25 protein-coding genes and 2 tRNA genes are annotated in these 24,930 nt (G+C 73.0%); 10 read left to right on the top strand and 17 right to left on the bottom strand.

Annotation, left to right across the window (positions count from 1 at the left end; genetic code table 11):
* Positions 1–109: 109 nt before the first annotated feature.
* On the bottom strand, positions 110–1,021 hold the full coding sequence (locus ACFOSY_RS11940) for a transketolase family protein (RefSeq protein ID WP_394306741.1): 912 nt from the start codon (positions 1,019–1,021) through the stop codon (positions 110–112).
* 51 nt (positions 1,022–1,072) lie between these two features.
* Entirely contained in the window at positions 1,073–1,780 is a 708-nt protein-coding gene (locus tag ACFOSY_RS11945; RefSeq protein ID WP_394306742.1) for a transketolase, read from the bottom strand.
* 149 nt (positions 1,781–1,929) lie between these two features.
* Here ACFOSY_RS11945 and ACFOSY_RS11950 point away from each other — a divergent pair.
* Positions 1,930–2,003: transfer RNA gene (locus tag ACFOSY_RS11950), tRNA-Pro, on the top strand.
* Between the two features lie 84 nt (positions 2,004–2,087).
* Here the strand turns inward: ACFOSY_RS11950 and ACFOSY_RS11955 are convergent.
* Positions 2,088–2,693 (bottom strand): dihydrofolate reductase family protein, encoded by a 606-nt coding sequence (locus ACFOSY_RS11955; RefSeq protein ID WP_394306743.1) that lies wholly within the window; start codon positions 2,691–2,693, stop codon positions 2,088–2,090.
* Positions 2,694–2,925: 232 nt separating this feature from the next.
* On the opposite strand from ACFOSY_RS11955, the gene ACFOSY_RS11960 reads away from it, so the two are divergent.
* The 4 genes from ACFOSY_RS11960 to ACFOSY_RS11975 are packed head-to-tail and all read left to right on the top strand — an operon-like array spanning position 2,926 to position 7,178.
* Entirely contained in the window at positions 2,926–4,209 is a 1,284-nt protein-coding gene (locus tag ACFOSY_RS11960) for an ABC transporter substrate-binding protein (protein WP_394306744.1), read from the top strand.
* A 5-nt stretch (positions 4,210–4,214) separates the two neighbouring features.
* The gene (locus ACFOSY_RS11965) at positions 4,215–5,141 is read left to right on the top strand and encodes a carbohydrate ABC transporter permease (RefSeq protein ID WP_394307349.1); all 927 of its coding nucleotides are present in this window, start codon (positions 4,215–4,217) and stop codon (positions 5,139–5,141) included.
* Positions 5,141–5,974 carry a carbohydrate ABC transporter permease gene (locus ACFOSY_RS11970; protein ID WP_394306745.1) on the top strand — a complete coding sequence of 278 codons (834 nt, stop codon included), beginning with the start codon at positions 5,141–5,143 and terminating at the stop codon, positions 5,972–5,974. The genes ACFOSY_RS11965 and ACFOSY_RS11970 overlap by 1 nt, the downstream gene beginning before the upstream one ends.
* A gap of 25 nt (positions 5,975–5,999) precedes the next feature.
* Positions 6,000–7,178 carry an ABC transporter ATP-binding protein gene (locus ACFOSY_RS11975; protein WP_394306746.1) on the top strand — a complete coding sequence of 393 codons (1,179 nt, stop codon included), beginning with the start codon at positions 6,000–6,002 and terminating at the stop codon, positions 7,176–7,178.
* A 121-nt stretch (positions 7,179–7,299) separates the two neighbouring features.
* On the opposite strand, the gene ACFOSY_RS11980 is transcribed toward ACFOSY_RS11975, so the two are convergent.
* The 5 genes from ACFOSY_RS11980 to ACFOSY_RS12000 all read right to left on the bottom strand — a co-directional run bounded on the left by ACFOSY_RS11980 (position 7,300) and on the right by ACFOSY_RS12000 (position 10,342).
* The gene (locus ACFOSY_RS11980) at positions 7,300–7,827 is read right to left on the bottom strand and encodes an NUDIX hydrolase family protein (RefSeq protein ID WP_006130344.1); all 528 of its coding nucleotides are present in this window, start codon (positions 7,825–7,827) and stop codon (positions 7,300–7,302) included.
* 31 nt (positions 7,828–7,858) lie between these two features.
* Positions 7,859–8,668 carry an SAM-dependent methyltransferase gene (locus tag ACFOSY_RS11985; RefSeq protein ID WP_394306747.1) on the bottom strand — a complete coding sequence of 270 codons (810 nt, stop codon included), beginning with the start codon at positions 8,666–8,668 and terminating at the stop codon, positions 7,859–7,861.
* Between the two features lie 141 nt (positions 8,669–8,809).
* Positions 8,810–9,490, bottom strand: a complete 681-nt coding sequence (locus tag ACFOSY_RS11990) for an endonuclease (protein WP_394306748.1) — start codon at positions 9,488–9,490, stop codon at positions 8,810–8,812.
* Complete coding sequence (locus ACFOSY_RS11995) at positions 9,487–9,819, bottom strand: DUF3140 domain-containing protein (protein ID WP_394306749.1); 333 nt, start codon at positions 9,817–9,819, stop codon at positions 9,487–9,489. The genes ACFOSY_RS11990 and ACFOSY_RS11995 overlap by 4 nt, the downstream gene beginning before the upstream one ends.
* Positions 9,820–9,859: 40 nt before the next feature.
* Positions 9,860–10,342, bottom strand: coding sequence for a Dps family protein (locus ACFOSY_RS12000; protein WP_394306750.1), 483 nt, complete (start codon positions 10,340–10,342; stop codon positions 9,860–9,862).
* Between the two features lie 311 nt (positions 10,343–10,653).
* On the opposite strand from ACFOSY_RS12000, the gene ACFOSY_RS12005 reads away from it, so the two are divergent.
* A complete protein-coding gene (locus ACFOSY_RS12005) occupies positions 10,654–11,841 on the top strand; it encodes a thiolase family protein (protein WP_394306751.1) in 1,188 nt (395 codons plus the stop codon).
* Positions 11,842–11,931: 90 nt separating this feature from the next.
* Complete coding sequence (locus ACFOSY_RS12010) at positions 11,932–12,711, top strand: sulfite exporter TauE/SafE family protein (protein ID WP_394306752.1); 780 nt, start codon at positions 11,932–11,934, stop codon at positions 12,709–12,711.
* 249 nt (positions 12,712–12,960) lie between these two features.
* Here the strand turns inward: ACFOSY_RS12010 and ACFOSY_RS12015 are convergent, their stop codons facing one another.
* On the bottom strand, positions 12,961–14,388 hold the full coding sequence (locus ACFOSY_RS12015) for a diacylglycerol/lipid kinase family protein (RefSeq protein WP_394306753.1): 1,428 nt from the start codon (positions 14,386–14,388) through the stop codon (positions 12,961–12,963).
* A gap of 119 nt (positions 14,389–14,507) precedes the next feature.
* On the opposite strand from ACFOSY_RS12015, the gene ACFOSY_RS12020 reads away from it, so the two are divergent.
* Positions 14,508–15,263, top strand: a complete 756-nt coding sequence (locus ACFOSY_RS12020) for a cobalt-precorrin-6A reductase (protein WP_394306754.1) — start codon at positions 14,508–14,510, stop codon at positions 15,261–15,263.
* A gap of 6 nt (positions 15,264–15,269) precedes the next feature.
* On the opposite strand, the gene cobF is transcribed toward ACFOSY_RS12020, so the two are convergent.
* On the bottom strand, positions 15,270–16,046 hold the full coding sequence (cobF, locus tag ACFOSY_RS12025) for a precorrin-6A synthase (deacetylating) (RefSeq protein ID WP_394306755.1): 777 nt from the start codon (positions 16,044–16,046) through the stop codon (positions 15,270–15,272).
* 42 nt (positions 16,047–16,088) lie between these two features.
* Entirely contained in the window at positions 16,089–16,619 is a 531-nt protein-coding gene (locus ACFOSY_RS12030) for a DUF309 domain-containing protein (protein WP_394306756.1), read from the bottom strand.
* A gap of 99 nt (positions 16,620–16,718) precedes the next feature.
* On the opposite strand from ACFOSY_RS12030, the gene ACFOSY_RS12035 reads away from it, so the two are divergent.
* Positions 16,719–16,792: transfer RNA gene (locus ACFOSY_RS12035), tRNA-Pro, on the top strand.
* A 90-nt stretch (positions 16,793–16,882) separates the two neighbouring features.
* Here ACFOSY_RS12035 and ACFOSY_RS12040 read toward each other — a convergent pair.
* The gene (locus ACFOSY_RS12040; protein WP_394307350.1) at positions 16,883–17,833 is read right to left on the bottom strand and encodes an endonuclease/exonuclease/phosphatase family protein; all 951 of its coding nucleotides are present in this window, start codon (positions 17,831–17,833) and stop codon (positions 16,883–16,885) included.
* Positions 17,834–18,014: 181 nt separating this feature from the next.
* Between ACFOSY_RS12040 and ACFOSY_RS12045 the strand changes: the two genes are divergently transcribed.
* Positions 18,015–18,995 carry an aldo/keto reductase gene (locus ACFOSY_RS12045; RefSeq protein WP_394306757.1) on the top strand — a complete coding sequence of 327 codons (981 nt, stop codon included), beginning with the start codon at positions 18,015–18,017 and terminating at the stop codon, positions 18,993–18,995.
* 15 nt (positions 18,996–19,010) lie between these two features.
* Here ACFOSY_RS12045 and ACFOSY_RS12050 read toward each other — a convergent pair whose 3' ends face one another.
* The 5 genes from ACFOSY_RS12050 to iolC all read right to left on the bottom strand — a co-directional run bounded on the left by ACFOSY_RS12050 (position 19,011) and on the right by iolC (position 24,637).
* Positions 19,011–19,796 (bottom strand): GntR family transcriptional regulator, encoded by a 786-nt coding sequence (locus tag ACFOSY_RS12050; RefSeq protein ID WP_394306758.1) that lies wholly within the window; start codon positions 19,794–19,796, stop codon positions 19,011–19,013.
* A 48-nt stretch (positions 19,797–19,844) separates the two neighbouring features.
* On the bottom strand, positions 19,845–21,716 hold the full coding sequence (gene iolD / locus ACFOSY_RS12055) for a 3D-(3,5/4)-trihydroxycyclohexane-1,2-dione acylhydrolase (decyclizing) (RefSeq protein ID WP_394306759.1): 1,872 nt from the start codon (positions 21,714–21,716) through the stop codon (positions 19,845–19,847).
* Positions 21,713–22,606: a 5-deoxy-glucuronate isomerase gene (gene iolB / locus ACFOSY_RS12060; RefSeq protein ID WP_394306760.1), complete on the bottom strand. Its 894-nt coding sequence runs from the start codon at positions 22,604–22,606 to the stop codon at positions 21,713–21,715. The genes iolD and iolB overlap by 4 nt, the downstream gene beginning before the upstream one ends.
* Before the next feature lie 149 nt (positions 22,607–22,755).
* A complete protein-coding gene (locus ACFOSY_RS12065; protein WP_394306761.1) occupies positions 22,756–23,631 on the bottom strand; it encodes a Cgl0159 family (beta/alpha)8-fold protein in 876 nt (291 codons plus the stop codon).
* 13 nt (positions 23,632–23,644) lie between these two features.
* Positions 23,645–24,637: a 5-dehydro-2-deoxygluconokinase gene (gene iolC / locus ACFOSY_RS12070; protein ID WP_394306762.1), complete on the bottom strand. Its 993-nt coding sequence runs from the start codon at positions 24,635–24,637 to the stop codon at positions 23,645–23,647.
* Between the last annotated feature and the right edge of the window lie 293 nt (positions 24,638–24,930).

Raw genomic sequence — 24,930 nt, forward strand, 5'->3', positions numbered from 1 at the left:
CTCCCGTTGTCAGTGCCCCGTGGCATGATCCCGATCACGCGTGGCCGCCGGGTCCGGAGGGGGATCCCGGCGGCCGCACCGCGCGTACGCCGCTCCCGGGGCATGCGGGTCAGACGCCGGAGGGCACGGCGGTGAACCGGGTGATCCGCTCGCGCAGCGACCGCGCGTCCAGTCCGTGCGCCGCGAGATGCTCCTCGAACTGCCCGTAACGGCGCAGCTCGGCCCGCCCCACGCCCAGCCCCAGCACCCGGTGCGGCACATCGGCCAGCGCGTCGTTCGCCGCGGCCGTCGACGTCCCCGCCAGGTACGGCTCCACCAGTACGACGTCCGTCCCCGCGGTCGCGGTGGCCCGGCGCAGCGCGTCCGCGTCGAAGGGGCGCACGGTGGTGGCGTACAGGACGGTGACGTCCAGGCCCTCCGTCGCCGCGAGCGCGGCGTCCAGCATCGGCCCCACCGCGACCACCACGCCCGCGCGTCCCTCCCGGACCGTGAGGAACCGCTGCCCGTGCACGGGCCGCCCGGTCGCGTTGGACTTCAGGGACAGCCGCACGTACACCTTGTCGTCGCCGGCGGCGACCGCGTGCCGCAGCAGCGTCTCGGCCTCGTCCGGATGACCCGGCACATGCACCGTCCACCCGTCCAGGGTGTCGAGCAGCGCCACGTCCCCCGGCGCCATATGGGTGTGGCCGCCGGCGGGCCAGTCGAAGGACGCGCCGGCGCTCACCAGCACCGCGCCGGCGTCCTGGTGTCCGAGGTCCAGCTTGACCTGCTCGAACGGCCGCTCGACGAGAAAGCTGGCGAAGGTGTGTACCACGGGCCGCAGCCCGGTCAGCGCCATCCCGGACGCGGCGCCGACCAGCAGCTGTTCCCGGATGCCGACGTTGACCACCCGGTCCGGGTGACGGCGCAGCGCCTCGGTGAAGCGGTCCGCGCCGACCTCCGCGAGGACCAGGGCGACCCGCGGGTCCTCGTCCAGCAGCCGGGTGACGACGGGGGAGAAACGATCACGCATGGTGTCCACGGAAATCGTCCTTTCGAAAAGTGAGGTGACGAGAAGGGAGGGAGGCGGCGCTCACGCGTTCTTGGGCTCGACCCGGGCCACGACCACCAGCGGCCTGCCCGGGTGCGGGGCGGTGAACGCGGCGTACAGCGCCTCGTGGTCACGGCCGTCGACCGTGCGGGCGGACCATCCGGCCGCCTCGAACCGCGCAGCGATCCCGCCCGGACGGGCGTACGACGCCGAGGAGTTGTCGACGACGACCGTGTGCAGCCGGTCGAGGTTCGCGGGACCGGCGAAGGCGATCGCCTCGTGGTTGCTGCCCTCGTCCAGTTCGGCGTCCCCGACCAGCGTCCACACCGCCGGGTCGTGCAGTCCCTGGGCGCGCAGCCCGAGGGCCGTGCCCACCGCGATCGGCAGCCCGTGCCCCAGCGACCCGCTGCCGATCTCCACCCCCGGGACCAGCGTCCGGTCCGGGTGATGGCCGAGCGGGGAGTCGTAGGAGCCGAAGCCGGGCAGCCACTCGGCCGGCAGGTACCCCTTGGCGGCGAGGACGGCGTAGTACGCCATCGGCCCGTGCCCCTTCGACAGCAGGAACCGGTCCCGTCCGGGGTCGTCGGCGCTCTCCGGCCCGACCCGGAGCACCCGGTCGTACAGGACCCACAGCACGTCCAGCGTGGACGTCGCGGCGGGCCCGTGCTTCTCGTCGCCGGTCATCAGTCCCATCAGGCGCGGGAGATCGGCGTATCCGTAGGTCTGCGTGCGCTGTTCGGTGATCGTCATGGGAGCGATCGTGCGACCTCAACCAAACTTGAGGTCAAGTGCCGACCGGAGGCGCCGTGCGCGGAGAAACGGATGCGCGCTCACCGGCCCGAGTGCGGTATGGTTTCCGTGCGCGTTCGGCCGGGGGAATCCCCAGGTCAGGCGGGCAACGGGACGTGGCGCAGCTTGGTAGCGCACTTGACTGGGGGTCAAGGGGTCGCAGGTTCAAATCCTGTCGTCCCGACTTGATACAAGTCGCAGTTCAGGGCCGGTTTCGGATCATCCGAGACCGGCCCTGACCGTTTTGGCGCCGGTGGACGCGGCGGTGTCAGGCGGGGGCGCCGAGGGGCGGGTGCTCGAGCACCCGGGGCCGGTACTCGACCAGCTGGAGGCCGCCCTCGAAGGTGCGGTGTCCGGTCATCTCCAGGGCCACGTCCGGATAGCCGTCGTAGATGCGCTCCGCGCCCGTGGCCCCGGTGATCACCGGGAACATCACGACCCGGAAGCGGTCGACGAGACCGGCGCTCAGCAGGGACCGGCACAGGCTGACGCTGCCGATCGTGCTGAGCAGCCCCGCGTCGCCCGCCTTCATCGCGCGGACCGTCTCGACGGCGTCGTCGCGCACGAGCGTGCAGTTCGCCCACTTCAGCGGGTCCTCCAGCGAGGAGGAGAACACCACCTTGGGCGCCTGCGTGAGCTCGTCGACACTCTCCTGCTCCTCGGGCCGGAACTCGTCCTGCCCGGCCGGGACGTTGCCCGCGGCGAAGCCTGACATCAGACGGTAGGTGTTCGCTCCCATCAAGTAGGTGACCTGCGGCTGCTCGCCGAGCCACGCGAGGTACTCCGGGCTCTCCAGACCCCAGAAGCCGGGCCATCCCTCTGCTGACGCGTAACCGTCGAGGGAGGTGATGAAATCGACGAGGAGCTCCGACATGGCGCTGTCCTTTCCTGAGGTGTCACGAGTGCGGACCGGCCGGGAGCCGAGAACTCATCGGTCCGGGCGCCCGGAGCGCTGCCCGGCCCCCGCCGACGGGTGCGCGCAGCCTGAAGAATCGTAGGCGTATGTCCTTGATGTCGCTTTCGTCACTATCTAACGTTCCGCCGGGGAGACACCGTCCTGGGTTCCGAGGCCCGTGACGCCGTCCCGGAAGCGAGGTGTGGAGCGAGTGCACGCGAGGTGCGGACGTCACCGGAGGCCGCGACGCGCACGGGCGCTGCTCGCCCTGACCGTGCTCGCCTCGGCGCTCGCCGCCTGCGGCGGTGACGACGAGGGGTCCCGCCCCACCCTCAACTGGTACAACTTCCCCGACGACTCCGGCGCCCTCCAGGAGGCCGCCGACCGGTGCACCCGGGAGTCCGGGGGGCGTTACCGGATCGTCTACAACAAGCTGCCCCGCGCGGCCGACGGCCAGCGGCAGCAGATGGTGCGGCGGCTCGCCGCCGAGGACGACTCCCTCGACATCCTGGGCCTCGACGTCACCTGGGCCGCCGAGTTCGCCGAGGCCCGCTGGATCAAGGAGTGGACCGGCGAGAACAAGCGCCGGGCCACCGAGGGCACCCTCGACGTGCCGCTCCAGACGGCCACCTGGAAGGGCAAGCTCTACGCCGTCCCGTACAACACCAACATCCAGCTGCTCTGGTACCGCAGGGACCTCGTGCCGAAGCCGCCCACGACCTGGGCCGAGATGCTGGACATGTCCCGCGACCTCGCCCGGCAAGGCAAACCGCACTACGTCGAGATCCAGGGCGCCCAGTACGAGGGCCTCACCGTCTGGTTCAACTCCCTGATCAACAGCGCCGGCGGCACCATCCTCAACCCGAGCGCCACCGAGCCCTCCCTCGGCCCGCCCGCCGTACGGGCCGCCTCGATCATGCGGGACCTCGCCCGCTCCCCGGCCGCCGACCCCTCCCTGCCCAACCAGATGGAGGACCAGAACCGGCTCGCCATGGAGTCGGGGGTGGCCGCCTTCGAGATCAACTACCCGTTCGTCTATCCGTCGATGAAGAGCAACAACCCGGCCCTCTTCAAGAACTTCCGCTGGGCGGTCTACCCCCGCGTGGACGCCGGACGCCCCTCCCGCCCCACCATCGGCGGCATCGACCTCGCCGTCAGCGCCTACTCCCGCCACCCCGACCTGGCCTTCGACGCGGCCCTGTGCCTGCGCAACCGGGAGAACCAGCTCACCGCGGCGCTCAAGGGCGGACTCCCGCCCACCCTGCGCTCCCTCTACGACGAGCCGGACTTCATGGAGCAGTACCCCTTCTCCAAGGAGGTCCTGGCCTCCCTGGAGTCGGCGAGCGTACGGCCGCTCACCCCCGCCTACCAGAACGTGTCGATCGCCGTCTCGCACACCCTGTCCCCGCCCTCCGGCATCCAGCCGGAGAGCGACGTCGCCACCATCAGGGAACAGATCGACAAGGCCCTGCGATCCGAGGGTGTGATCCCGTGAGCACCATGGCAGAGCCGGCGAAGGACAAGGCGCAGGCGCAGGACACCAAGGCGCTGTCGGCCGGCGCCCGGCAGGAGAGGCGACTCGGCTGGCTGCTGTGCGCGCCCGCCGTGATCGTCATGATCGCCGTGACCGCCTACCCGATCGGCTACGCGGTCTACCTGTCCCTCCAGCGCTACGACCTGCGCTTCCCGGCCCGCGCCGAGTTCATCGGCCTGAGCAACTACGGGGCCGTGCTGACCAGCCCTTTCTGGTGGGACGCCTTCTGGGTCACGGTGTTCCTCACCGCCGTGTCCGTGGCCATCGAACTCGTCCTCGGCATGGGCCTCGCCCTGGTCATGCACCGCACGATCTTCACGCGCGGCACGGTCCGCACCGCCGTCCTCATCCCGTACGGCATCGTCACCGTCGTCGCCGCCTTCTCCTGGCAGTACGCCTGGACCCCCGAACTCGGCTATCTCGCCGGGCTGCTGCCCAGCGGGGACGCCCCGCTCACCGAGCAGTGGCCCGCGCTGTGGCTGATCATCCTGGCCGAGGTGTGGAAGACCACGCCCTTCATGGCGCTGCTGCTGCTCGCCGGCCTCGCCCTGGTCCCCGAGGAGACGCTGAGAGCCGCGATGGTCGACGGAGCCACCCCCTGGCAGCGGTTCACCAAGGTGATGCTGCCGCTGATGAAACCGGCGATCCTGGTCGCCCTGCTCTTCCGCACCCTGGACGCCTTCCGGATCTTCGACAACATCTACATCCTGACCGCGGGCGCCCACGGCACCGGCTCGCTGTCCATCCTCGGCTACGACAACCTGTTCACCGCGCTGAACCTGGGCATCGGGTCGGCGATCTCGGTCCTGATCTTCATCTGCGTCGGGATCATCGCCTTCACCTTCGTCAAGCTGTTCGGCGCCGCAGCACCGGGCGCGGAGGTGAAGCGCTGATGGCCGCCGTCGGCAGGTCGCACGCGACGCGATGGGGCGTCGTCAACGTCGTGGTGGTGCTGTACGCCCTGTTCCCCGTGTGGTGGATCGTCGCCCTGTCGTTCAAGGCGCCCAGCACCCTCACCGACGGCAGCTACGTCCCCACCGACTGGACCTGGGAGAACTACCGGGGCATCTTCCAGACCTCCGAGTTCACCCGCGCCCTGATCAACTCCATCGGCATCGCGCTCATCGCCACCGCGATCGCGGTGATCCTGGGCACCATGGCCGCCTACGCGGTGGCCCGGCTGCGCTTCCCCGGCAAGCAGGTGCTCATCGGGATGTCGCTGCTGATCGCCATGTTCCCGCCGATCTCCCTGGTGTCCCCGCTCTTCAACATCGAGCGGAGCATCGGCATCTTCGACACCTGGCCCGGCCTGATCATCCCGTACATGACCTTCTCGCTGCCGCTGGCGATCTACACGCTGTCGGCGTTCTTCCGGGAGATCCCCTGGGACCTGGAGAAGGCCGCCAAGGTGGACGGGGCGACGCCCGCGCAGGCGTTCCGGCTGGTCATCGTGCCGCTCGCCGCGCCGGGCGTGTTCACCACCGCCATCCTCGTGTTCATCTTCTGCTGGAACGACTTCCTCTTCGCGATCTCGCTGACCTCCACCGAGTCCGCGCGCACGGTGCCCGCCGCGATCGCGTTCTTCACCGGCAGCTCGCAGTTCCAGCAGCCCACCGGATCGATCGCCGCGGCCGCCGTGGTGATCACCGTCCCGATCATCATCTTCGTCCTGCTCTTCCAGCGGCGGATCGTCGCCGGCCTGACCTCCGGCGCGGTCAAGGGATGAGCCCGAAGGCAAGGAGGCAGCACCCATGGCCGAGATCGTCCTCGAGGGAGTCACCAAGCGCTATCCCGACGGATCCCTCGCCGTGCGGGACGTGAACCTCGACATCGCCGACGGCGAGTTCGTGATCCTGGTCGGCCCGTCCGGGTGCGGCAAGTCGACCACCCTGAACATGATCGCGGGCCTGGAGGACATCACCGAGGGCACCCTGCGCATCGGCGGGCAGGTCGTCAACGACCTCGCGCCCAAGGAGCGGGACGTCGCCATGGTCTTCCAGAGCTACGCCCTCTACCCGCACATGAGCGTGCGGGAGAACATGGGCTTCCCGCTGCGGCTGGCCAAGGTGGACAAGGCCACCATCGACCGCAAGGTGGACGAGGCCGCCCGGGTGCTCGACCTCGTCGAGTTCCTGGACCGCAAGCCGGCCAACCTCTCCGGCGGCCAGCGCCAGCGGGTGGCGATGGGCCGGGCCATCGTCCGCGACCCCAAGGCGTTCCTCATGGACGAACCGCTGTCCAACCTGGACGCCAAGCTCCGTGTGCAGATGCGCACCCAGATCTCCCGCATCCAGCGCCGCCTGGGCACCACCACCGTCTACGTCACCCACGACCAGACCGAGGCCATGACTCTCGGCGACCGGGTCGTCGTGATGCGCCAGGGCGTGGTCCAGCAGGTCGGCACCCCCGCCGAGCTGTACGACATGCCGCGCAACCTGTTCGTCGCCGGGTTCATCGGCTCCCCGGCGATGAACTTCGTCCAGGCGTCCCTGACCCCGGACGCCCTGCGCACCCCGCTCGGCGACCTGCCGCTGGACGACCGGATGCGCCGGGAGCTTCAGCGGCGGGACGCGCCCCGGGAGGTCATCGTGGGGCTGCGGCCCGAGGCGTTCGAGGACGCGAGCCTGGCCCGCGACACGGGCGGCCCGGTCGTCACCGCCACCGTGGACGTGCTGGAGTCGCTGGGCTCCGACGCCTACGTGTACTTCAGTGCCGAGGGCGGCCCGGTGAGCACCGCGGAACTGGACGAACTGGCCTCGGACTCGGGTCTGAAGGACACCGGCGCCGGGGCGGACCAGCAGATCGTGGCCCGGCTGGACGCGGCCACCCGCGCCCGGGAGGGGGCGCCCGTCGAGCTGCGCGTGGACCTGTCGAAGGCGCACGTCTTCGACCCGTCGAACGGCGCCAACCTCACCCACCCGGAGGCCTGAGCCCCACGCCGTACACACCACGCCGTACGGACCGTGCCCGCCGTACGGACCGTGCCCGCCGTACGGACCGTGCCCGCCGTACGGACCGCCTCGCACGGGACGGTCCGTACGGCGGGGCGCGTCAGATCACGCAGCCCGCGTGCGCCAGCGCCTGCTTCAGCAACACCCCGTGCCCGCCCGGCATCTCGCTCTGCACCGCCCGCGACACGGCCTCCTGCGGGGTGAACCACACCAGGTCCAGCGCGTCCTGCCGGGGCCGGCAGTCACCGGTCACCGGCACGATGTACGCAAGCGACACCGCGTGCTGCCGGGGGTCGTGGAACGGCGTGATCCCCTGCGTGGGGAAGTACTCCGCGACCGTGAACGGCTGCAACGACGCCGGGACCCGGGGCAGCGCCACCGGACCGAGGTCCTTCTCCAGATGACGCAGCAGCGCGTCGCGCACCCGCTCGTGGTGCAGCACCCGGCCGGAGACCAGGGTCCGGCTGACCGTCCCGTCGGGCCCGATGCGCAGCAGCAGACCGACACTGGTGACCTCACCACTGTCGTCCACACGCACGGGGACGGCCTCGACGTACAGGATCGGCATCTGGGCGCGTGCCTGCTCCAGGTCGTCGGAGGACAACCAGCCCGGCGTGGTCTCGGTCATGTCAGACATTGCTTGATCATACTTTCGAGGGTCAGGGCTTCACGGCCACCGCGCCGTACTGGGGCACCGGAGTGGCGCCGGGCTCGGCGTGCCACTGCGAGCAGGAGACCAGGCCGGGTTCGAGCAGCTCGAGTCCGTCGAAGAACGCGGTGATGTCCGCCGCGCCGCGGGCGGTGATCGGGGGAGTGGCGTTCGCGTTCCAGAACTCCATCGCGGGGACCTGGAGTTCGCCGCCCACCTCGGGGTCGAACGTGGGGTGGGTGAGCGCCAGGAAGCTGCCGGAGGGCACCTCGGCCATGATCCGGCGGACGATCTCCCGGGCCTTCTCCGTGTCCAGCACGAAGTTGAGGATGCCGAGCAGCATCACCGCGACCGGCTTCGAGAAGTCCAGCGTCGCGGACGCCCGCTCCACGATGGCGTCCGGGTCGTGCACATCGGCGTCGATGTAGTCGGTGGCGCCCTCGGGCGTGCCGGTCAGCAGGGTCCGGGCGTGGACGAGGACGATCGGGTCGTTGTCGACGTAGACGATCCGCGCGTCCGGCGCGATGCGCTGCGCGATCTCGTGGGTGTTGTCCGCCGTCGGCAGCCCGGTGCCGATGTCGAGGAACTGCCGCACCCCGCGGTCGCGTGTCAGATACGTCACCGCGCGGCCCAGGAAGTCCCGGTCCGCGCGGGCGATGTCCCGGATGATCGGGTTGATCGACGCGACGTGGTCCCCGACCTGCTGGTCGACCTCGTAGTTGTCCTTGCCGCCGATCCAGTAGTTCCACACGCGCGCGTTGTGCGCCACACCGGTGTTCAGCATCGCCGAGCCGCTCGTCGGGGTGTGGCTCTCACTCACGGTCTCTCCCTCTCCCTTGCCCGCGTCCGGCCCGTGCGGGCCGCCCCGGCCATTGTGCCTCGCGGTGATCACATTGTCCCGGGAACGGACCGGGTCGCCCCGTGAACAACCGGGGCGACCCGAAGGCAAGCTGAGGGTGGGTCAGCGGAACTCCGCTCTGCGCAGGGTGTCCTCGACGACGTGCTTGTCCAGCGCCGCGCGCACCAGCGCCGAGGACAGCGCGGCCGGTTCGGTGCGGCCCGCGAGGCCGAGCAGCCGGTCCGGGTCCTCCGGCAGCCCGAGCCGCCGCGCGCCCTGGAGCGCCTTGGCGTCCACCAGCGGGGCCGCCTCCGGCCACACCGACTGCACCTCACGCAGGAAGATGGCCGCGCCGGACGGGCCGACGCCGGGGAACTCCTGGAGCAGACGCCGCAGTTCGTCCACGTCGCCGTCCGCCTCCGCGCGCAGCCGGCGCAGGTCGCCGCCCCAGCGGTCCAGCAACAGCTCGGCCGCCTCGCCGAGTTGCGTGGCGGTGCGCTCGTCGTAGCGCCGGTAGCCGCCCCGGCCGAGGGCGTCGACCCGCTCCTGCCAGCTCGCGGCGGCCATCCGGCGGGGGTCGCGCAGCCCCGCCTCGTGCAGGGCACGGGCGGTGGCCACGGCGACCGAGCCGCGGATGCGCGCGCTGAGCAGATGGGCCAGCACCAGCAGCCGGTACAGCGGCTGGGGCGTGTTGCGCAGGGCGATGCCCGCCTCGTGCGCGTACGTCTCGCCGTGCGCGTCGACGAGGACGCGCACCACGGCCCGTCCGTCCGCCCGTTCGTCGTCGTGGCCGGTCACGGTCACGCCTTGAGCGGGTCGTGGCCCAGGGTCATCAGACGGTGGCGGCGGGCGGTGTCCCCGGCCACCGGCTCGTTCTCCGGGTCCGTCTCCTCGGCGACGGCGTCCACGACCTCCTCCATGACCCGCAGATCCTCCTCGGTGAGGTCGGTGCGGCGCTTCTGGAGGATGGCCAGGACGTGCTGTCCCGCGTCGCTGCCCGCCCGGTCCGGCAGCGGCTCCGTCGTCTCGCCGGCGTCACCCACCCGCAACCACGCGGCCAGCTCCGCCGACGTCATGTTCACCGCGCGGTGGAAGTCCTCCCACAGCGCGTCCATCTCGAGGGCGTCGGTCATCGTGTGCCCCTTCGTTCCCGTCTGTCGTGCACCCGGGTGCCTAGGACTCCCGGGGGTGGTTCTCCGCCTCGAACATCCAGCGCTGCTTCTCCAGGTCGGCGGTGATGGAGATCAGCAGGTCCTGCGTGACCAGGTCGGCCTTCTCGGTGGCGTCGATCCGCTCGCGCAGCCGCGTGATCGCCGCGCCGAGGGCGTCGGTCATCACCTCGACGGCCTGCGAGTCGCGCAGCCAGCCCTCCGCGGGCGCCGGCAGGGAGAAGACCTTGGCGATCGTCCCCGGGCGGCCGTCCGGCGGCACGCCGATGGCCGCGGCGCGCTCCGCCACCGTGTCCGCGTGCGTGCGCGCGGCCGAGACCACCTCGTCCAGCTGGAGGTGGACCGAGCGGAACCGCGGGCCCACGACGTTCCAGTGCGCCTGCTTGCCGATCAGGGACAGTCCGAGCAGGTCGATCAGGGTGTCCTGGAGGGCCTCGCCGGAGATCCGGCGGGCCTCGTCCGGAAGTGTGCTCCTCACGACGGTCATGAAGTGGTGTTCCTCCCAGTCGATGCGCTCGTGGCGCGAGGGTGCGGACCCGCGGGCGATACCGCCGCGCGGGCCGCGCTCCGCGACCACTCCGTGAACGCGCGGGTGCCCCCCGCCCTCCGGGACAAACCCGGCCGGCGGTACGGCGGGAGCGGCCATGACCTCCAGGATCTTCCCCGGGGAGGCGGGCGGTGTCTTCCCCGGGAGGGGCCCGGCGGTCTATAGTCCGAAACTAGCGGTGCTAATTAAGTGCGCCTCGGTGAGCCGCCGAGCGGCAGCCCGCCGTCGGCTTGTCGGATCAGGAGTCCCCCGTGCGTCCCGTCCACTTCGCGGCCGCCCGCCGCACCCCCATCGGCAAACTGCGCGGAGCCCTCTCCGGCGTACGGCCCGACGACCTCGCCGCCGCGGTGATCCGCGGCCTGGTCGCCGACGTGCCCGCGCTGGACCCGGCCCGCGTCGACGACGTCTACTGGGGCGCCGCCAACCAGGCCGGCGAGGACAACCGCAACGTCGCCCGCATGGCCGCCCTGCTCGCCGGCCTCCCCGAGTCCGTCCCCGGCGCCACCGTCAACCGCCTGTGCGCCTCGGGTCTGGAGGCCGTCACCACCGCCGCCCGCACCATCGCGGCCGGCGAGGCCGACATCGTGATCGCCGGCGGCTCCGAGTCCATGAGCCGCGCCCCCTTCGTCCTGCCCCGCCCCGACGAGGCCCTCCCGCACCGCATCGAGACGTACGACACGCGGCTCGGCTGGCGGCTCGTCAACCCGGCGATGAAGGAGCTGCACGGCCTGCTGGCGATGGGCGAGACCGCGGAGGAGGTCGCCGGCAGGTACGGCATCCCGCGCGAGCGGCAGGACGAGTTCGCCCTGCGCAGCCACCGGCGCGCCGCCGAGGCCCGCAGATGCGGCCACTTCGACGACGAGCTGCTGCCGGTGACCCGCCCGGACGGCGTGGTCGTCGACGCCGACGAGTGCGTCCGCGAGGACACCTCCCTCGAGAAGCTCGGCCGGCTGAAGCCCGTGTTCCGCGCGGGCGGCTCGGTCACCGCGGGCAACGCCTCCCCGATGAACGACGGCGCCGCCGGACTGATCCTGGTCAGCGAGGAGGCCCTGAACGACCTCGGCCTGGAGTCCCTCGGCCGCTACGTCGCCGGCGGCTCCGCGGGCGTCCACCCGGACGTCATGGGCATCGGCCCCGTCCCCGCCACCCGCAAGGTGCTCGCCCGCGCCGGCTGGGACATCGGCGACGTCCAGGAGGCCGAGTTCAACGAGGCGTTCGCCGCCCAGGCCCTGGCCTGCGTCGACCAGCTCGGCATCGATCCGGAGCGGGTGAACCCCGATGGCGGCGCCATCGCCCTCGGCCACCCGCTGGGCTGCTCCGGCGCCCGCATCCTCACCACCCTCCTGCACCGCATGCGCCGCACCGGCGCCGAACGGGGCCTCGCCACCATGTGCGTGGGGGTGGGGCAGGGCAGCGCGGTGCTGGTCGAACGCCACTGACGGGCGGCCGGCGCGGCGGCCGCCCGGACGGTCACCAGGTGGGACGCGCCTTACCGGCGGCCGATACCTGCACGTAGCATCGGTCGCCGCATGAACACCTTGACCCTCTGGGACCTCACCGGCTGGGAATTCGCCGCGCTGGCCTTCGCGGCCCTGCTCGTCGGGTTCTCCAAGACCGCCGTCAGCGGGGCGAACACGGTGAGTCTCGCCGTGTTCGCCGCCGTCCTGCCCGCCCGCGCGTCCACGGGCGTCCTGCTTCCCATCCTGATCGCCGGGGACGTCCTCGCCGTGCTGACCTACCGGCGGCACGCCCACTGGCCCACCTTGTGGCGGCTGTTCCCCGCCGTCGCGGCGGGCGTGGTCGTCGGCACGGTCTTCCTCCTGTGGGCGGACGACGGGATCGTACGGACCTCGATCGGGGCGATCCTGCTGCTGATGGCCGGGGTGACGGTGTGGCGCCGGCGCCGCGCCGACGCCGCCGCCGAGGACGAACCCGACGGGGTGGTCACCCGGGCCGGCCGCCTCAAGGCCCGCTCCTACGGCGTCCTCGGCGGCTTCACCACCATGGTCGCCAACGCGGGCGGCCCGGTGATGTCGATGTACCTGCTCTCCGCGGGCTTCCGGAAGCTCGGCTTCCTGGGCACGTCGGCGTTCTTCTTCCTCATCGTCAACACCTCCAAGCTCCCGTTCAGCGCGGGCCTCGGCCTCATCGACGCGGACTCGCTGCTGCTGGACGCGGCACTGGTGCTGTTCGTGGTGCCGGGGGCGTTTCTTGGTAAATGGGCGGTGACGCGGATCAACCAGCGGCTGTTCGAGCAACTGGTCATCGCGGCGACGGTGGTGGGGGGATTGCAGCTGCTCCTGCGGTGAGTGCCCGGGTTCACACCCGGGCGGCTGTCCTGTCACCGGTGTCCGTGGGCGCCGTTTCGGAGGCTTCGCCCCCGGGCCCCCGTTGCGCAGTTCCCCGCGCCCCTGAGGGTCGCCGGACGTGGCAGCGCCCCGACAGGGGCGCGGGGAGCTGCGCGAACGGCGGTACAGGGCGCGGCGCCCTGAATCGCACCGCTGCGTCGCCCCGCCGTGCGGGAGGGCGGCGTCGCGGTGCCCGCCCGGGGCGCCTGCTCAGGTGTCCGACGGGCCTGTGTCCGACGGGCCGCCCGGGGGTGTCGTCCGGCGGTGGTCCTCCGGGTGACGTGACCTGGGGCGGGGCCGGTGGAGGTGGGTGGGGGCCGCCGTGCGGCCCACGGTCGCGGCCAGTTTGCGCAGGCGGCGCCAGTCCAGGCGGGGCGGGCCGGGGGCGACCCCGGGGCGTTTGCGCGGGACGCGCACCCGTAGAGCGCCCGGTGCGATGCGGCAGCGGACCGGCGCGGGCAGCACCATCGCCTCGCCGTCGACGCCCGCCTCGATCTTGTCCCGGTCCGCCTCGATCACCACCTCCGGCGCGGTCAGCACCGTCAGCCCCGACGGTTCCGGGTTCAGCAGCAGCGCGGCCGCGCTGATCGCGCCCTCCACCTTCACCCCGAGGACGCCCAGCGTCCCCGAGTCCAGCCGCTCGCGCCGGCCGAGCCCGAACGGGTCGCCGGTGCGGTACGGGTTGTTGCTGACCAGCACCGCCTGCGGCGCGGTCAGCGTGTGGTCCCCGGCGCGGGCGACAAGGCGGGGCCCCTGCTGCCCGGTGAGCAGGTCCGGCAGCATCTCCAGGCTTGTGCCGATCTTGTCGTCCCGGTACGCAGGGCTCTGCACGATCGCCGCGTACGCCCCGAACGAGGCGTTGTTGACGAACGGCTGGTCCCCGGCGAACCCCAGGTCGACCCGGAGCTCCACCCCGTCCGTCAGCGCGTCCAGGCACGCCGCCGGGTTCCCCCGGTCCAGGCCGAGGTCCAGCGCGAAGTGGTTGCGGGTGCCCGCGCTGATCACCAGGAACGGTATGCCGTGCTCCGCGGCCACGGCCGCGACCAGCGCCTGGGTGCCGTCGCCGCCCGCCGCGCCCAGCAGGTCCGCGCCGTCCGCGACGGCCCGCCGGGCCAGCTCGGTCACGTCCGTCTGCTGCCCCGGCTCCAGCAGCACCACCCGCGCGCCCAGCCGCTCCGCCTTCTCCCGCAGCCGGAACCGGCCCACCTTGCCGCCGCCCGACCGCGGGTTCATGATCAGCACCGGCTTACGGGGCGGCGGCAGCCGCCGCTCCCGCACCGGGAGGTGACCGCCCGTCCCGCGCAGCGCGTACCTGCCGCTCCACACCGCCAGACCCCACAGCGCCAGCGACACCAGCAGCGCCCAGAACAGCGTCACCGCGAACAGCGCCAGCAGCCCCGCCGGCACGCACACGGCGACCACCGCGGCCCCCCACCGCAGCGGCCCGCGCACGGTCAGCATCCACCACACGGCCGCCGCGCTCAGCCCCAGCCCGGCCACGCCAAGGACCAGGAGCAGCAGTCCGCGCAGTCCGCCGTAGACCAGAGGGGTCGCCACCGCGAGCGCCGCCGCGAGCAACGCCCCCCGCGCCGCCCACCGCTGGGCGTGATAGCCCCGCCTGCTCCAGTCCACGGCCATGACTCCTTAGGTCGCCCGGCGTCATCGTAGGGCGAACGGCACACGCGTGCGGGCCGACGGCGATCTTCGTCGGACGGGCCGCCGCCGGACGCCGTGCCCGGCCGCCGTACCCTCGGCACATGTCCCCGCACGTGCTGATCCTCGGCGGCACCACCGAGGCGCGCCGGCTCGCCGCCGCGCTGGCCGCGCGCCCCGGATTCCGGGTGACGACCTCGCTCGCGGGTCGGGTGACCCGGCCGGGCGCGCTCGACGGCGAGGTGCGCGTGGGCGGCTTCGGCGGCCCGGACGGACTCGCGGCCTGGCTCCGTGAGGAGAGCGTGGACGCCGTCGTCGACGCGACCCACCCGTTCGCCGCGACGATCACCGCGAACGCGGCCACCGCCACCGCCGCCGCGCGCGTCCCCCTGCTGGTGCTGCGCCGCCCCGGCTGGGAGCCCGGCCCCGGCGACCAGTGGCACCCGGTGCCCTCCCTGGACGCGGCCGCCGCAGTGCTGCCCGGGCTCGGCCGCCGGGTGTTCCTGACCACCGGGCGCCTCGGCCTCGCGGCCTTCGCCGGGCTCACGGAGCTGCGCTTCGTCGTACGGTCGGTCGAGCCCCCCGAGCCGCCGCTGCCCCCGCACACCGACGTGCTGGCGGCCCGCGGCCCGTTCACCGTGGCGGACGAGACGGCGCTGCTGCGCGAGCACCGCGTCGACGTGCTGGTGACGAAGGACAGCGGCGGCGCGGCGACCTCCGCGAAACTCACCGCCGCCCGCGACCTCGGCCTCCCCGTCGTGGTCGTCCGCCGCCCGCCCCTGCCGGAGGGGATCACCGCGCTTTCGGACGTGCCGGCGGTGCTGGAGCGGTTGGACGAAGCCCTCGGCCGACCCTGTTGACCGGCTCTACCGCTCGCCGGGGGAGCGGCGCAGCAGATACGTGTCCATGATCCAGCCCTTCCGCTCCCGCGCCTCGGCGCGCAGCCGCTCGATGCGCGGGGCGGCCTCGGCGACCGGACCGGAGACCAGGATCTCGTCCGGGGTGCCGATGTAGGCGCCCCAGTAGATGTCCACGTCCTCGCCGGCGAAGGCGCGGAAACGCTGATGCGCGTCCAGCATCACCACCACGTCGTCCACGCCCTCCGGGAAACCCTCCTCCGCGAGCCGCCGTCCCGTGGTGATCTGCACCGGGCGCGCCACCCGGTTGAGGCCCGTGCGGTGCCGGGCCACGAGGGCCGAGACGCTGCTGACGCCCGGCACGACGTCGTAGTCGAACGCGACCGCGCCCCGCTCCCGCACCTCCTCGAGGATGCCGAGCGTGCTGTCGTACAGCGCGGGATCGCCCCACACCAGGAACGCGCCGGTCTCCTCCTCGCCCAGCTCCTGGGCGATCAGCCGCTCGTAGATGTCGGCGCGTGCGCTGCGCCAGTCGCCGACGGCGGGGGAGTACGCCGAGCCGCCCGCCGAGCGGTCCCGCTCCGGGTCACGCGCCTCGACGACGCGGTACGCCCGGTCCGCCAGATGCGTCCGGAGCATGTCCCGGCGCAGCCCGGTCAGGTCCGCCTTCGCCTCGCCCTTGTCGAGGAGGAAGAACACGTCCGTGTCCCGCATGGCCTTGACCGCCTGGAGGGTCAGCTGGTCGGGGTCGCCGGCGCCGATACCGATCACATGAAGAGTCCGCACACCCCGAGTCTGCCGCACGCCTCCGGCCGCACCGCACCCAGGTCAGGCGGCGCCCCGCAGCCGAGGCGCACGCGCCCCCGCGTCCACGGCGACGCCCTCCCCGCGCTCCACCTCCGCCGCCAGCTCCCGCGCCCAGGCGATCACCCCGGGCAGGTCGATCCCGTGCGGCCGGGGCTGACCGCCCGCCGCCCACTCCTCGGCGGCGACCGCACCACGGCGCAGCAGCCGTGCCCCGCCGGTCACGTTGCCGCGCGCGGCGTGCGTGAGCCCGACCGCCATCTGGGCCAGCCCCCGCCACAGCTCCCGCTCCGCCTCGGAACCCGACTTCCAGGCGTCCTCGAACACCTCGTGCGCGTGGAACGGCTTCCCCTCGTCCAGCAGCCGCTGCGCCTCGGTGACGCTGTCCTCCGGCCGCCGCACCACCCCCTCCGGCTGCCGGGGCACGCCCTCCTCGCCGTACGGCAGGGGCCGCCCCAGCCCGTCACGCGGGCGGGCGTTGCGGGCCCGCCCCTCGCCGTCCCGGTCCCGTGCGGCGGCCGTCCGGCCCGACGACGTGCTCTCCCTGGTACCCATACGCCGATTGTCCCGCGCCCCACCCGATTCGGGCCGCGCCGGGGGTGTGCGGTAAAGTGCTCCTCGCGCGATCACGCGGTTCACCCGTGCGACGCGCACCGGGACGTGGCGCAGCTTGGTAGCGCACTTGACTGGGGGTCAAGGGGTCGCAGGTTCAAATCCTGTCGTCCCGACTTGTGAGAGTCGCAGATCAGGGCCGGTTTCAGAGACTTCTGAAACCGGCCCTGACCGTTTTCCCGATCCGGTGGTGGACCGTACGGCACTCAACGCAGTGCGACGCGCGCGCTCACCGGCAGGTGGTCGCTGCCGGTGGCGGGCAGGGCGCGGATGTGGGTGACGGTCGCCGAGCGGGCCATGACCTGGTCGATCCGGGCCAGGGGGAGGGCGGCGGGGAAGCTGAAGGCGAAGCCCCGCCGCGCCACGTCCATCCGTGAGGTGAGCGGGGTCAGCCCGCGGTCGTCGACCGTGCCGTTGAGGTCGCCCAGCAGGATCACCGTTTCCAGCGGCTCGGCGGCGACCGCTCTGCCCAGCAGGCCGGCACTCTCGTCGCGCCGGGAGGACGCGAGGCCGCCCGCGCCCACACGGACCGAGGGCAGGTGCGCGACGTACGCCGCGATCTCACCGTGCGGCGTGCGGACCACGGCCCGCATGCCTCGGCTCCAGGGCTCCGTGACGCCCCGCGGCTTGATGTCCAGGAGCCGGGCGCCGGCGAGCGGATGCTTCGACCACAGCCCGACGGTGCCCCGGACCGCGTGGTACGGGTAGTCGGGGGCGAGCGTCCTCTCGTACACCGCGAGCGCCGGGGGGACCAGTTCCTGCAGTGCGATGAGATCGGGCCCCGCGCCGGCCAGGGCGCGGGCCGTGCCGGCCGGGTCGGTGTTCTCGTCGCTGACGTTGTGCTGCACCACGACCAGGTCGTGCGGGCCGGACTCCTCGGCCGGCAGCAGGAGTCCGCCGAAGAGGTGGGTCCAGGCCGCCGCCGGCAGGAGCAGCGCCATCACGGCGGCGGCCGAACGGCGCAGCAGGGCAAGACCGGTCAGCACGACGATCACCAGGCCCAGCCACGGCAGGAACGTCTCCAGCAGACTGCCCACGCGCCCCACGGAATTGGGCACCACCCGGTGGAACACCAGCAGCCCGGCCGTCAGCACCGCGAGAACGGCGGACACCCGCCCCCGCGTCCGCGCCCGCCGGCACCACGCTCCCGCGGCCACCGCCGCTGCTCGCTCCACCTGTGTGTCCCGCCCCTCGACTCGTCGTCCAGGACGCGTCACGGCGCCGATCAGTTGCCGGCGGCTCGGTGAACCCCGGGAACGCTTGACTTGGAGCGCTCTTCAAGCGGAAGACTCCCGGTCCGTGCCCCGGAAGCGGGGTGTGGAACGGGAGGGGACAGCCATGAAGTACCGCACCATCGGCACCGGCCCGCACCGCCGCGAGGTGAGCGTGCTCGCGCTCGGGGCGATGCTGTTCGGGTCGGTGACCGACGAGAAGACCTCCTTCGCCCTGCTCGACCGCTACGTCGAGGCCGGCGGGAACTTCATCGACACGTCCGACAACTACGCCTTCTGGACCGACGGCGGCCAGGGCGGGCAGAGCGAGGAACTGCTGGGCCGCTGGCGCCGCAGCCGCGGTGCCGGTGACGGGATCGTCGTCGCGACCAAGCTCGGCGCCCGCCCCCTCGCCCCGGGCACGAGCTACACCGACAACCCCGAGGGCCTGTCCGCGAAGGTGATCCGGGAGTCCGCCGAACGCAGCCGGGAGAAACTCGGCGTGGAGCGGCTGGACCTGCTGTACGCGCACATCGACGACCACACCGTCCCCCAGCGCGAGACCGTCGAGGGCTTCGGGGCCCTGGTCGCAGAGGGCACGGTGGGGCTGCTCGGGGTGAGCAACCAGGCCGTCTGGCGGGTGGAGCGGGCCCGCGCCATCGCGGCGGCGGCCGGCCTGCCCGGCTACGAGGTCCTGCAGTACCAGCACAGCTATCTACGGCCCCGCGCCGACGTCCCCGGCGACCTCTTCCCCGACGGGAGCCTCGGCCACGCGGGCGCCGAACTGGCCGCCTATCTGCGCGCCGAGCCCGCCCTGACCCTGGTCGCCTACTCGCCGCTGCTCGGGGGCGCCTACGCCCGCCCCGAACGCCTGCCCGGCGACTACGACCACCCGGGCACCCCCGCCCGCCTCGCGGCGCTGCGTGAGGTCGCCCGGGAGACCGGGGCGACGCCGGGGCAGGTGGTGCTGGCCTGGCAGATCGGCCACGAACTGCCGGTCCTGCCGCTGGCCGGGGTGTCGTCACTCGCCCAACTGGAGGAGAACCTGGCGGCGGTGGACCTGGAACTGTCGGCGGAGCAGCGGGCCCGGCTGGACGCCGCGCACTGACCCGCCGCCCCCGCCTCACGGTCTGACCAGCAGCTGGAAGTCGAAGGAGTAGCGGGACGCCCGGTAGATGTGGCTGCCGTACTCCACCGCGCGGCCCGTGTCGTCGTAGGCGGTGCGCTGCATGGTGAGCAGGGCCGCGCCCTCCTTCTCGTCCAGGCGGGAGGCCTCCTCGGCGGACGCCGACCGCGCGCCCACCGTCTGGCGGGCGCTGTGCAGGGTGATGCCGGCCGCGCGCATCATCCGGTACAGGCCCGTCGCCTCCAGGCGGGCGCTGTCCAGGTCGAGCAGGCCCGCCGGGAGGTAGTTGCCGAGCAGGGCGACGGGCAGGCCGTGGGTGCGGCGCAGCCGCTCCAGGAAGGTCACCTCGGCGCCCTCGGGCAGCCCCAGCGCGGCGGCCACGCCGGGCGGCGCCGGGACGGTCTCGTGGCGGACCACCAGCGTGGTCGGGGCCTGCCCGGCCGCCTCCAGGTCGTCGTAGAGGCTGGTCAGCTCCAGGGAGCGGCGCACCTGGCTGTGCACCACCTGCGTGCCCACCCCGCGCCGCCGCACCAGCAGCCCCTTGTCGACCAGGGACTGGATGGCCTGGCGGACGGTCGGCCGGGACAGGCCCAGGCGCACCGAGAGGTCCACCTCGTTGCCCAGCAGGTCGCCGGGCGCGAGCGCGCCGCTGGAGATGGCCGTTTCCAGCTGCTGGGCGAGCTGGTAGTACAGCGGCACCGGACTGCTCCGGTCCAGGGCGAAGTCCAGGGAGTACGCCGCCGGTCCGGCGGCGGCGCGTGCGGGGTCACCGGTCTTCGCCATGAACGTGCCTTCCTGTCGGGGCTGCCGGCCGGAGCGTGCGGGACGGGGTCACAGGTGGCGGCGGCGCCCGGCCACCTGGGCGTCGTACTGCTCGCGGGCCCGGACGGCGGCCTCGCGGGTGGCGACCTCCGCCACCGGCACGTCCCACCACGCCTCGGCCGGCGGCGCGGTCGGCGCCGGGTCGGTCTCGACGTACACGCAGGTCGGGCGGTCGGAGGCGCGGGCCTCGGCGAGGGCGGTCCGCAGTTCCCGCACCGTCTTCGCGCGCAGCACCTCCATGCCGAGGCTGGCCGCGTTCGCCGCGAGGTCCACCGGCAGCGGTGCGCCGGTGAAGGAGCCGTCGGCGGCGCGGTGGCGGTAGGCGGTGCCGTACCGCTCGGCGCCCACCGACTCCGACAGGCCGCCGATGGAGGCGTACCCGTGGTTCTGCACCAGGACCAGCTTGACCGGCAGGTTCTCCTGGACGGCGGTGACGATCTCCGTCGGGTTCATCAGGTACGTGCCGTCGCCGACCAGTGCCCAGACCGGGGTCCCGGGCGCGGCCTGCTGGACACCCAGCGCGGCCGGGATCTCGTAGCCCATGCACGAGTAGCCGTACTCCAGGTGGTACTGGCGGGGGCTGCGGGCGCGCCACAGCTTGTGCAGGTCGCCGGGGAGCGAACCGGCCGCGTTGATCACCACGTCCTCGTCGCCGACGACCGAGTCCAGCGCGCCCAGCACCTGCGTCTGGGTCGGCACGGCGGTGTCGTCGTCGGCGCGCAGGGCCGCCTCGACGACCTCGTCCCAGCGTGCCTTCCCGGTCCGGTACTCCGCCTCGTAGACCTCGTCCACGCGGTACCCGGCGAGTCCCTCGGCGAGCCGCTCCAGGCCCGTGCGCGCGTCGCACACCAGGGTGCGGGCGGCGAGCTTGTGGGCGTCGAAGCCGGTGACGTTGAGATTGACGAACCGCACGCCGGGGTCGCGGAACAGGGTGCCGGAGGCGGTGGTGAAGTCGGTGTAGCGGGTGCCGACGCCGATCACCACGTCGGCGGTGCGGGCCAGCGCGTCGCTCACCGCGGTGCCGGTGTGGCCGATGCCGCCCAGGTCGGCGGGGTGGTCGTGGCGCAGCGAGCCCTTGCCTGCCTGGGTGGAGGCGACGGGGATGCCGGTGGCGTCCACCAGCGCCCGCAGCGCGTCCTCGGCCTCGCTGTGGTGCACCCCGCCGCCCGCCACGATCAGCGGACGCCGGGCCGCCCGTACCGCCGCCACGGCCGCCTCCAGCTCCACCGGGTCCGGGGCGGTCCTGCGCACCGTCCACACCCGCTCGGCGAAGAACTCCTCCGGCCAGTCGTACGCCTCCGCCTGCACGTCCTGCGGCAGCGCCAGGGTGACCGCGCCGGTCTCGGCCGGGTCGGCGAGCACCCGCATGGCGTTCAGCGCGGACGCGATCAGCGCCTCGGGGCGGGTGATCCGGTCGAAGTAGCGGGACACCGGGCGCAGCGTGTCGTTGACCGACACGTCGGCCTCGACGGGGTGCTCCAGCTGCTGGAGCAGCGGGTCGGCGGCGCGGGAGGCGAAGTAGTCGCCGGGCAGCAGCAGCACCGGCAGCCGGTTGATCGTGGCCAGCGCCGCGCCGGTGACCAGGTTGGTCGCGCCGGGGCCGATGGACGTCGTCACCGCCTGCGCGGAGAGGCGGTTCAGCTGGCGGGCGTGGCCGACGGCCGCGTGCACCATCGCCTGCTCGTTGCGGCCCTGGTGGTACGGCATGGCGTCGCGGTACTCCACCAGCGCCTGCCCGAGGCCGGCGACGTTGCCGTGTCCGAAGATGCCCCAGGTGCCCGCGATCAGCCGGCGGCGCACGCCGTCCCGCTCGGTGTACTGCGCGGACAGAAACCGCACCAGGGCCTGGGCGGTGGTCAGTCGGCGGGTGGTGGCGCTCATGCGGACCTCTCCGGTGCGGTGTAGAGGGGGAGTCGGGGGTCGACGGGCTGCTCGGGCCAGGTGTCGCGGATCCAGGCGTGGTCGGGGTGGTCGCAGATCAGCCAGGCGCGCTCGGCCCCGGGCCCCGCCATGACGTTCAGGTAGTACATGTGGTGGCCGGGCACCGCCATCGACGGCCCGTGCCAGCCGTCCGGGATGAGGACGACGTCGCCGTCGCGCACCTCGGCCAGCACGTCCGTGTCCCGGCCGGGTCCGGAGGGGGAGACCCGCTGGTAGCCGAGGCCCGGCGTGCCGTCGTGGGCGGCGAACTCGAAGTAGTAGATCTCCTCCAGCACCGACTCCTCGCCCGGCCGGTGCTCGTCGTGCTTGTGCGGCGGGAAGGACGACCAGTTGCCGCCCGGGGTGAGCACCTCGACCGCGATCAGCTTGTCGCACTCGAAGACGCCCGCCGCGCCGAAGTTGTTGACCTGCCGGGAGCAGGAGCCGGTGCCGCGCAGCTCCACCGGCACGTCCGCCGCCGGGCCGTACCGGGCCGGCAGGCGGCGGGTGCAGCGGGCGCCGGTCAGCGCGAACCGCCCGCCGGCGGCCGAGGACACGGTGACCCGGGCGTCGCGCGGCACGTAGGCGAAGTCGCTCACTCCCTCGAACACGCTCGTGCGGCCGGTGAGCGCGAACTCCTCGTGGCCGAAGTCGTCGTCCGAGGCGACCGTGCAGGCGCCGCTCAGCGGCAGCACGATCCACTCGCTGTCCCCGGTGTCGAAGGTGTGCGAGCCGCCAGGCGCCAGCGGGAGCACTCTCAGGCTCGAGTGGTCCCAGCCGGCGCCCGCCGGGTTCACGTCCACGGCGTAGGGGCCGGCGACGGCCTTGCCGGCGGGAAGGTGATGCGTCATGCGTGCCTCCGTCTGCGTACGTCGTCGTACGGGCGCCTCACGAGGCGTGAGGGCTTCTCACCGGCCGTACGGCCTTCCACCGGTCGTACGGCCTTCCACCGGTCGTACGGCCTCACCGGTCGTACGGCTTCACCGGCTGTACGGGCCGGTCACAGCAGGCCGACCGCCGTGTCCACCGCCGTCTCCACACTGCCCTCGGCCGGGTAGAGCAGCGAGCGGCCGACGACCATGCCCTGCACGCTGGGCAGCCGCAGCGCCTTGCCCCAGCGCTCGTAGGCCGCCTCCTGGTCGCCGACCTCGCCGCCGAGCAGCACCACCGGCAGCGTCGAGGTGCGCAGCACCTGCGCCATGTCGTCGGCGTTCTCGGTGACCGGCAGCTTCAGCCAGGTGTAGGCGGAGGTGCCGCCGAGCCCGGAGGCGATGGCGATGGAGCGGGTGACGGCCTCGGCGGACAGGTCGTTGCGGACCCGGCCGTCCACGCGGCGGGAGATGAACGGCTCCACGAACACCGGCAGCCGGCGCGCGGCCATCGCGTCGACGGCGCGGGCGGCGGACTCCAGGGTGGCGAGCGAGCCGGGGTCGTCGTAGTCGATGCGGACGAGCAGCTTGCCCGCGTCGAAGCCGAGCCGCTCGATGTCCTCGGCGCGGTGTCCGGTGAAGCGGTCGTCCATCTCGAAGGACGCCCCGGCCAGGCCGCCGCGGTTCATGGACCCCATGACGACCTTGTTCTCCAGCACGCCCAGCAGGAGCAGGTCCTCCAGGATGTCGGCGGTGGCCAGCACCCCGTCCACGCCCGGCCGGGACAGCGCGACGCACAGGCGTTCCAGCAGGTCGGCCCGGTCCGCCATGGCCAGCGGGCGATCGCCGGTGCCGAGCGCGCCCCGGGCGGGGTGGTCGGCGGCCACGATCATCAGCCGGCCGCTGTCGCCGATCAGCGGACGGCGGGCCCGGCGGGCGGCCGCCTCGGCGACGGCCTCGGGATGCCGGGCGCGGACCGTGGTGAGGTCGGGGATGCTGAGTTCCAAGGAAGTGCTCCGTTCAGGACTGGCTCGGCCGGTCTGCCGCGTCCGGCGCGACGGCCCGCGCGAGGAGGTCGGCGACCTCCGGCCCGGTCGGCATGGCGGACGAGCAGGCGAGGCGCGAGGCGACGAGGGCGCCGGCCGCGTTGGCGTGGCGCATGGTCCGCTCCAGGTCCCAGCCGGCGAGCAGACCGTGGCAGAGCGAGCCGCCGAAGGCGTCGCCGGCACCGAGGCCGTTGACCACCTCGACCGGCACCGGGGGCACCTCGGCCCGGGTGCCGTCCCGGTGCACGGCCAGCACGCCCCGCGGGCCCTGCTTGACCACGGCCAGCTCCACCCCGGCCGCCAGCAGCGCCTCGGCGCACGCCTCGGGCTCACGCACCCCGGTGGCGACCTCGCACTCGTCGAGGTTGCCGACCGCGACGGTGGCGTGGCGCAGCGCCTCGCGGTAGTACGGGCGCGCCTGGTCCGGGTCCCGCCAGAACATGGGACGCCAGTCCAGGTCGAACACGGTGGTGCCGGCCTTGGCCCGCGCCTCAAGGGCGGCGAGCGTGGCGGTGCGGCTGGGGTCCTCGCTCAGGCCGGTGCCGGTGATCCAGAAGATGCCGGCCGCGCGGATCGCCGGCAGGTCCAGCTCGTGCGGGTGGATCTCCAGGTCGGGGGCCTTGGGGCGGCGGTAGAAGTAGAGGGGGAAGTCGTCCGGCGGGAAGATCTCGCAGAAGGTGACGGGCGTCGGGTAGGCGGCCACCGGCGTCACCCAGCGGTCGTCGACGCCGAAATCCTTCAGCGCCTCGTGCAGATAGACGCCGAAGGGATCGTCCCCGGTGCGCGTGATCACCGCGGTGGAACGGCCGAGCCGCGCCGCGGCGACCGCGACATTGGCGGCCGACCCGCCCAGGAATTTCCCGAACGTCTCGACTTGCGACAACGGCACCCCGGTCTGAAGGGGATAAAGATCGACCCCGATGCGACCCATGGTGACCAGGTCGAAATACTGTGGTGTGTCGGCCATTCAGCGACGCTCCTCGAGCTTCTGGGGATGCGGGTCCCAGGACGCCCTGCCACGGTGGGGACGTGCTTCCGGGGACCTGCCGCTTCCCAGGTGTAGGTCTCGAGGGGCGGCGGTGTCAATAGTTTGTACTTACATTCGGACGAGCGCGTGAAATGATGTCTTAACAAAGTATTGACAGCGAGCGGTTCTCGGGGATTGGATCGCGTCCCAGCAGAACCGCCTTGTGTGATGGCACACACCCCGGACTCCCGAGGTTCCGGGCACCGGACTCTCGGACTCCTCGCCCCCTTTTC

The sequence above is a fragment of the Streptomyces lusitanus genome, from assembly GCF_042647945.1.
Taxonomy (GTDB): domain Bacteria; phylum Actinomycetota; class Actinomycetes; order Streptomycetales; family Streptomycetaceae; genus Streptomyces; species Streptomyces pseudogriseolus.

Bases quoted from the DNA above. Each gene is read 5' to 3' on its own strand.
- ACFOSY_RS12050 (WP_394306758.1), bottom strand. From the start codon at position 19,796: ATGGCGAAGACCGGTGACCCCGCACGCGCCGCCGCCGGACCGGCGGCG.
- iolB (WP_394306760.1), bottom strand. From the start codon at position 22,606: ATGACGCATCACCTTCCCGCCGGCAAGGCCGTCGCCGGCCCCTACGCC.
- ACFOSY_RS12015 (WP_394306753.1), bottom strand. From the start codon at position 14,388: ATGGCCGTGGACTGGAGCAGGCGGGGCTATCACGCCCAGCGGTGGGCG.
- ACFOSY_RS11970 (WP_394306745.1), top strand. From the start codon at position 5,141: ATGGCCGCCGTCGGCAGGTCGCACGCGACGCGATGGGGCGTCGTCAAC.
- ACFOSY_RS11945 (WP_394306742.1), bottom strand. From the start codon at position 1,780: ATGACGATCACCGAACAGCGCACGCAGACCTACGGATACGCCGATCTC.
- ACFOSY_RS12030 (WP_394306756.1), bottom strand. From the start codon at position 16,619: ATGGGTACCAGGGAGAGCACGTCGTCGGGCCGGACGGCCGCCGCACGG.
- ACFOSY_RS11995 (WP_394306749.1), bottom strand. From the start codon at position 9,819: ATGACCGACGCCCTCGAGATGGACGCGCTGTGGGAGGACTTCCACCGC.
- ACFOSY_RS11955 (WP_394306743.1), bottom strand. From the start codon at position 2,693: ATGTCGGAGCTCCTCGTCGATTTCATCACCTCCCTCGACGGTTACGCG.
- ACFOSY_RS12020 (WP_394306754.1), top strand. From the start codon at position 14,508: ATGTCCCCGCACGTGCTGATCCTCGGCGGCACCACCGAGGCGCGCCGG.
- iolD (WP_394306759.1), bottom strand. From the start codon at position 21,716: ATGAGCGCCACCACCCGCCGACTGACCACCGCCCAGGCCCTGGTGCGG.
- ACFOSY_RS11965 (WP_394307349.1), top strand. From the start codon at position 4,215: ATGGCAGAGCCGGCGAAGGACAAGGCGCAGGCGCAGGACACCAAGGCG.
- ACFOSY_RS12000 (WP_394306750.1), bottom strand. From the start codon at position 10,342: ATGACCGTCGTGAGGAGCACACTTCCGGACGAGGCCCGCCGGATCTCC.
- ACFOSY_RS12045 (WP_394306757.1), top strand. From the start codon at position 18,015: ATGAAGTACCGCACCATCGGCACCGGCCCGCACCGCCGCGAGGTGAGC.
- ACFOSY_RS11975 (WP_394306746.1), top strand. From the start codon at position 6,000: ATGGCCGAGATCGTCCTCGAGGGAGTCACCAAGCGCTATCCCGACGGA.
- iolC (WP_394306762.1), bottom strand. From the start codon at position 24,637: ATGGCCGACACACCACAGTATTTCGACCTGGTCACCATGGGTCGCATC.
- ACFOSY_RS12010 (WP_394306752.1), top strand. From the start codon at position 11,932: ATGAACACCTTGACCCTCTGGGACCTCACCGGCTGGGAATTCGCCGCG.
- ACFOSY_RS11980 (WP_006130344.1), bottom strand. From the start codon at position 7,827: ATGACCGAGACCACGCCGGGCTGGTTGTCCTCCGACGACCTGGAGCAG.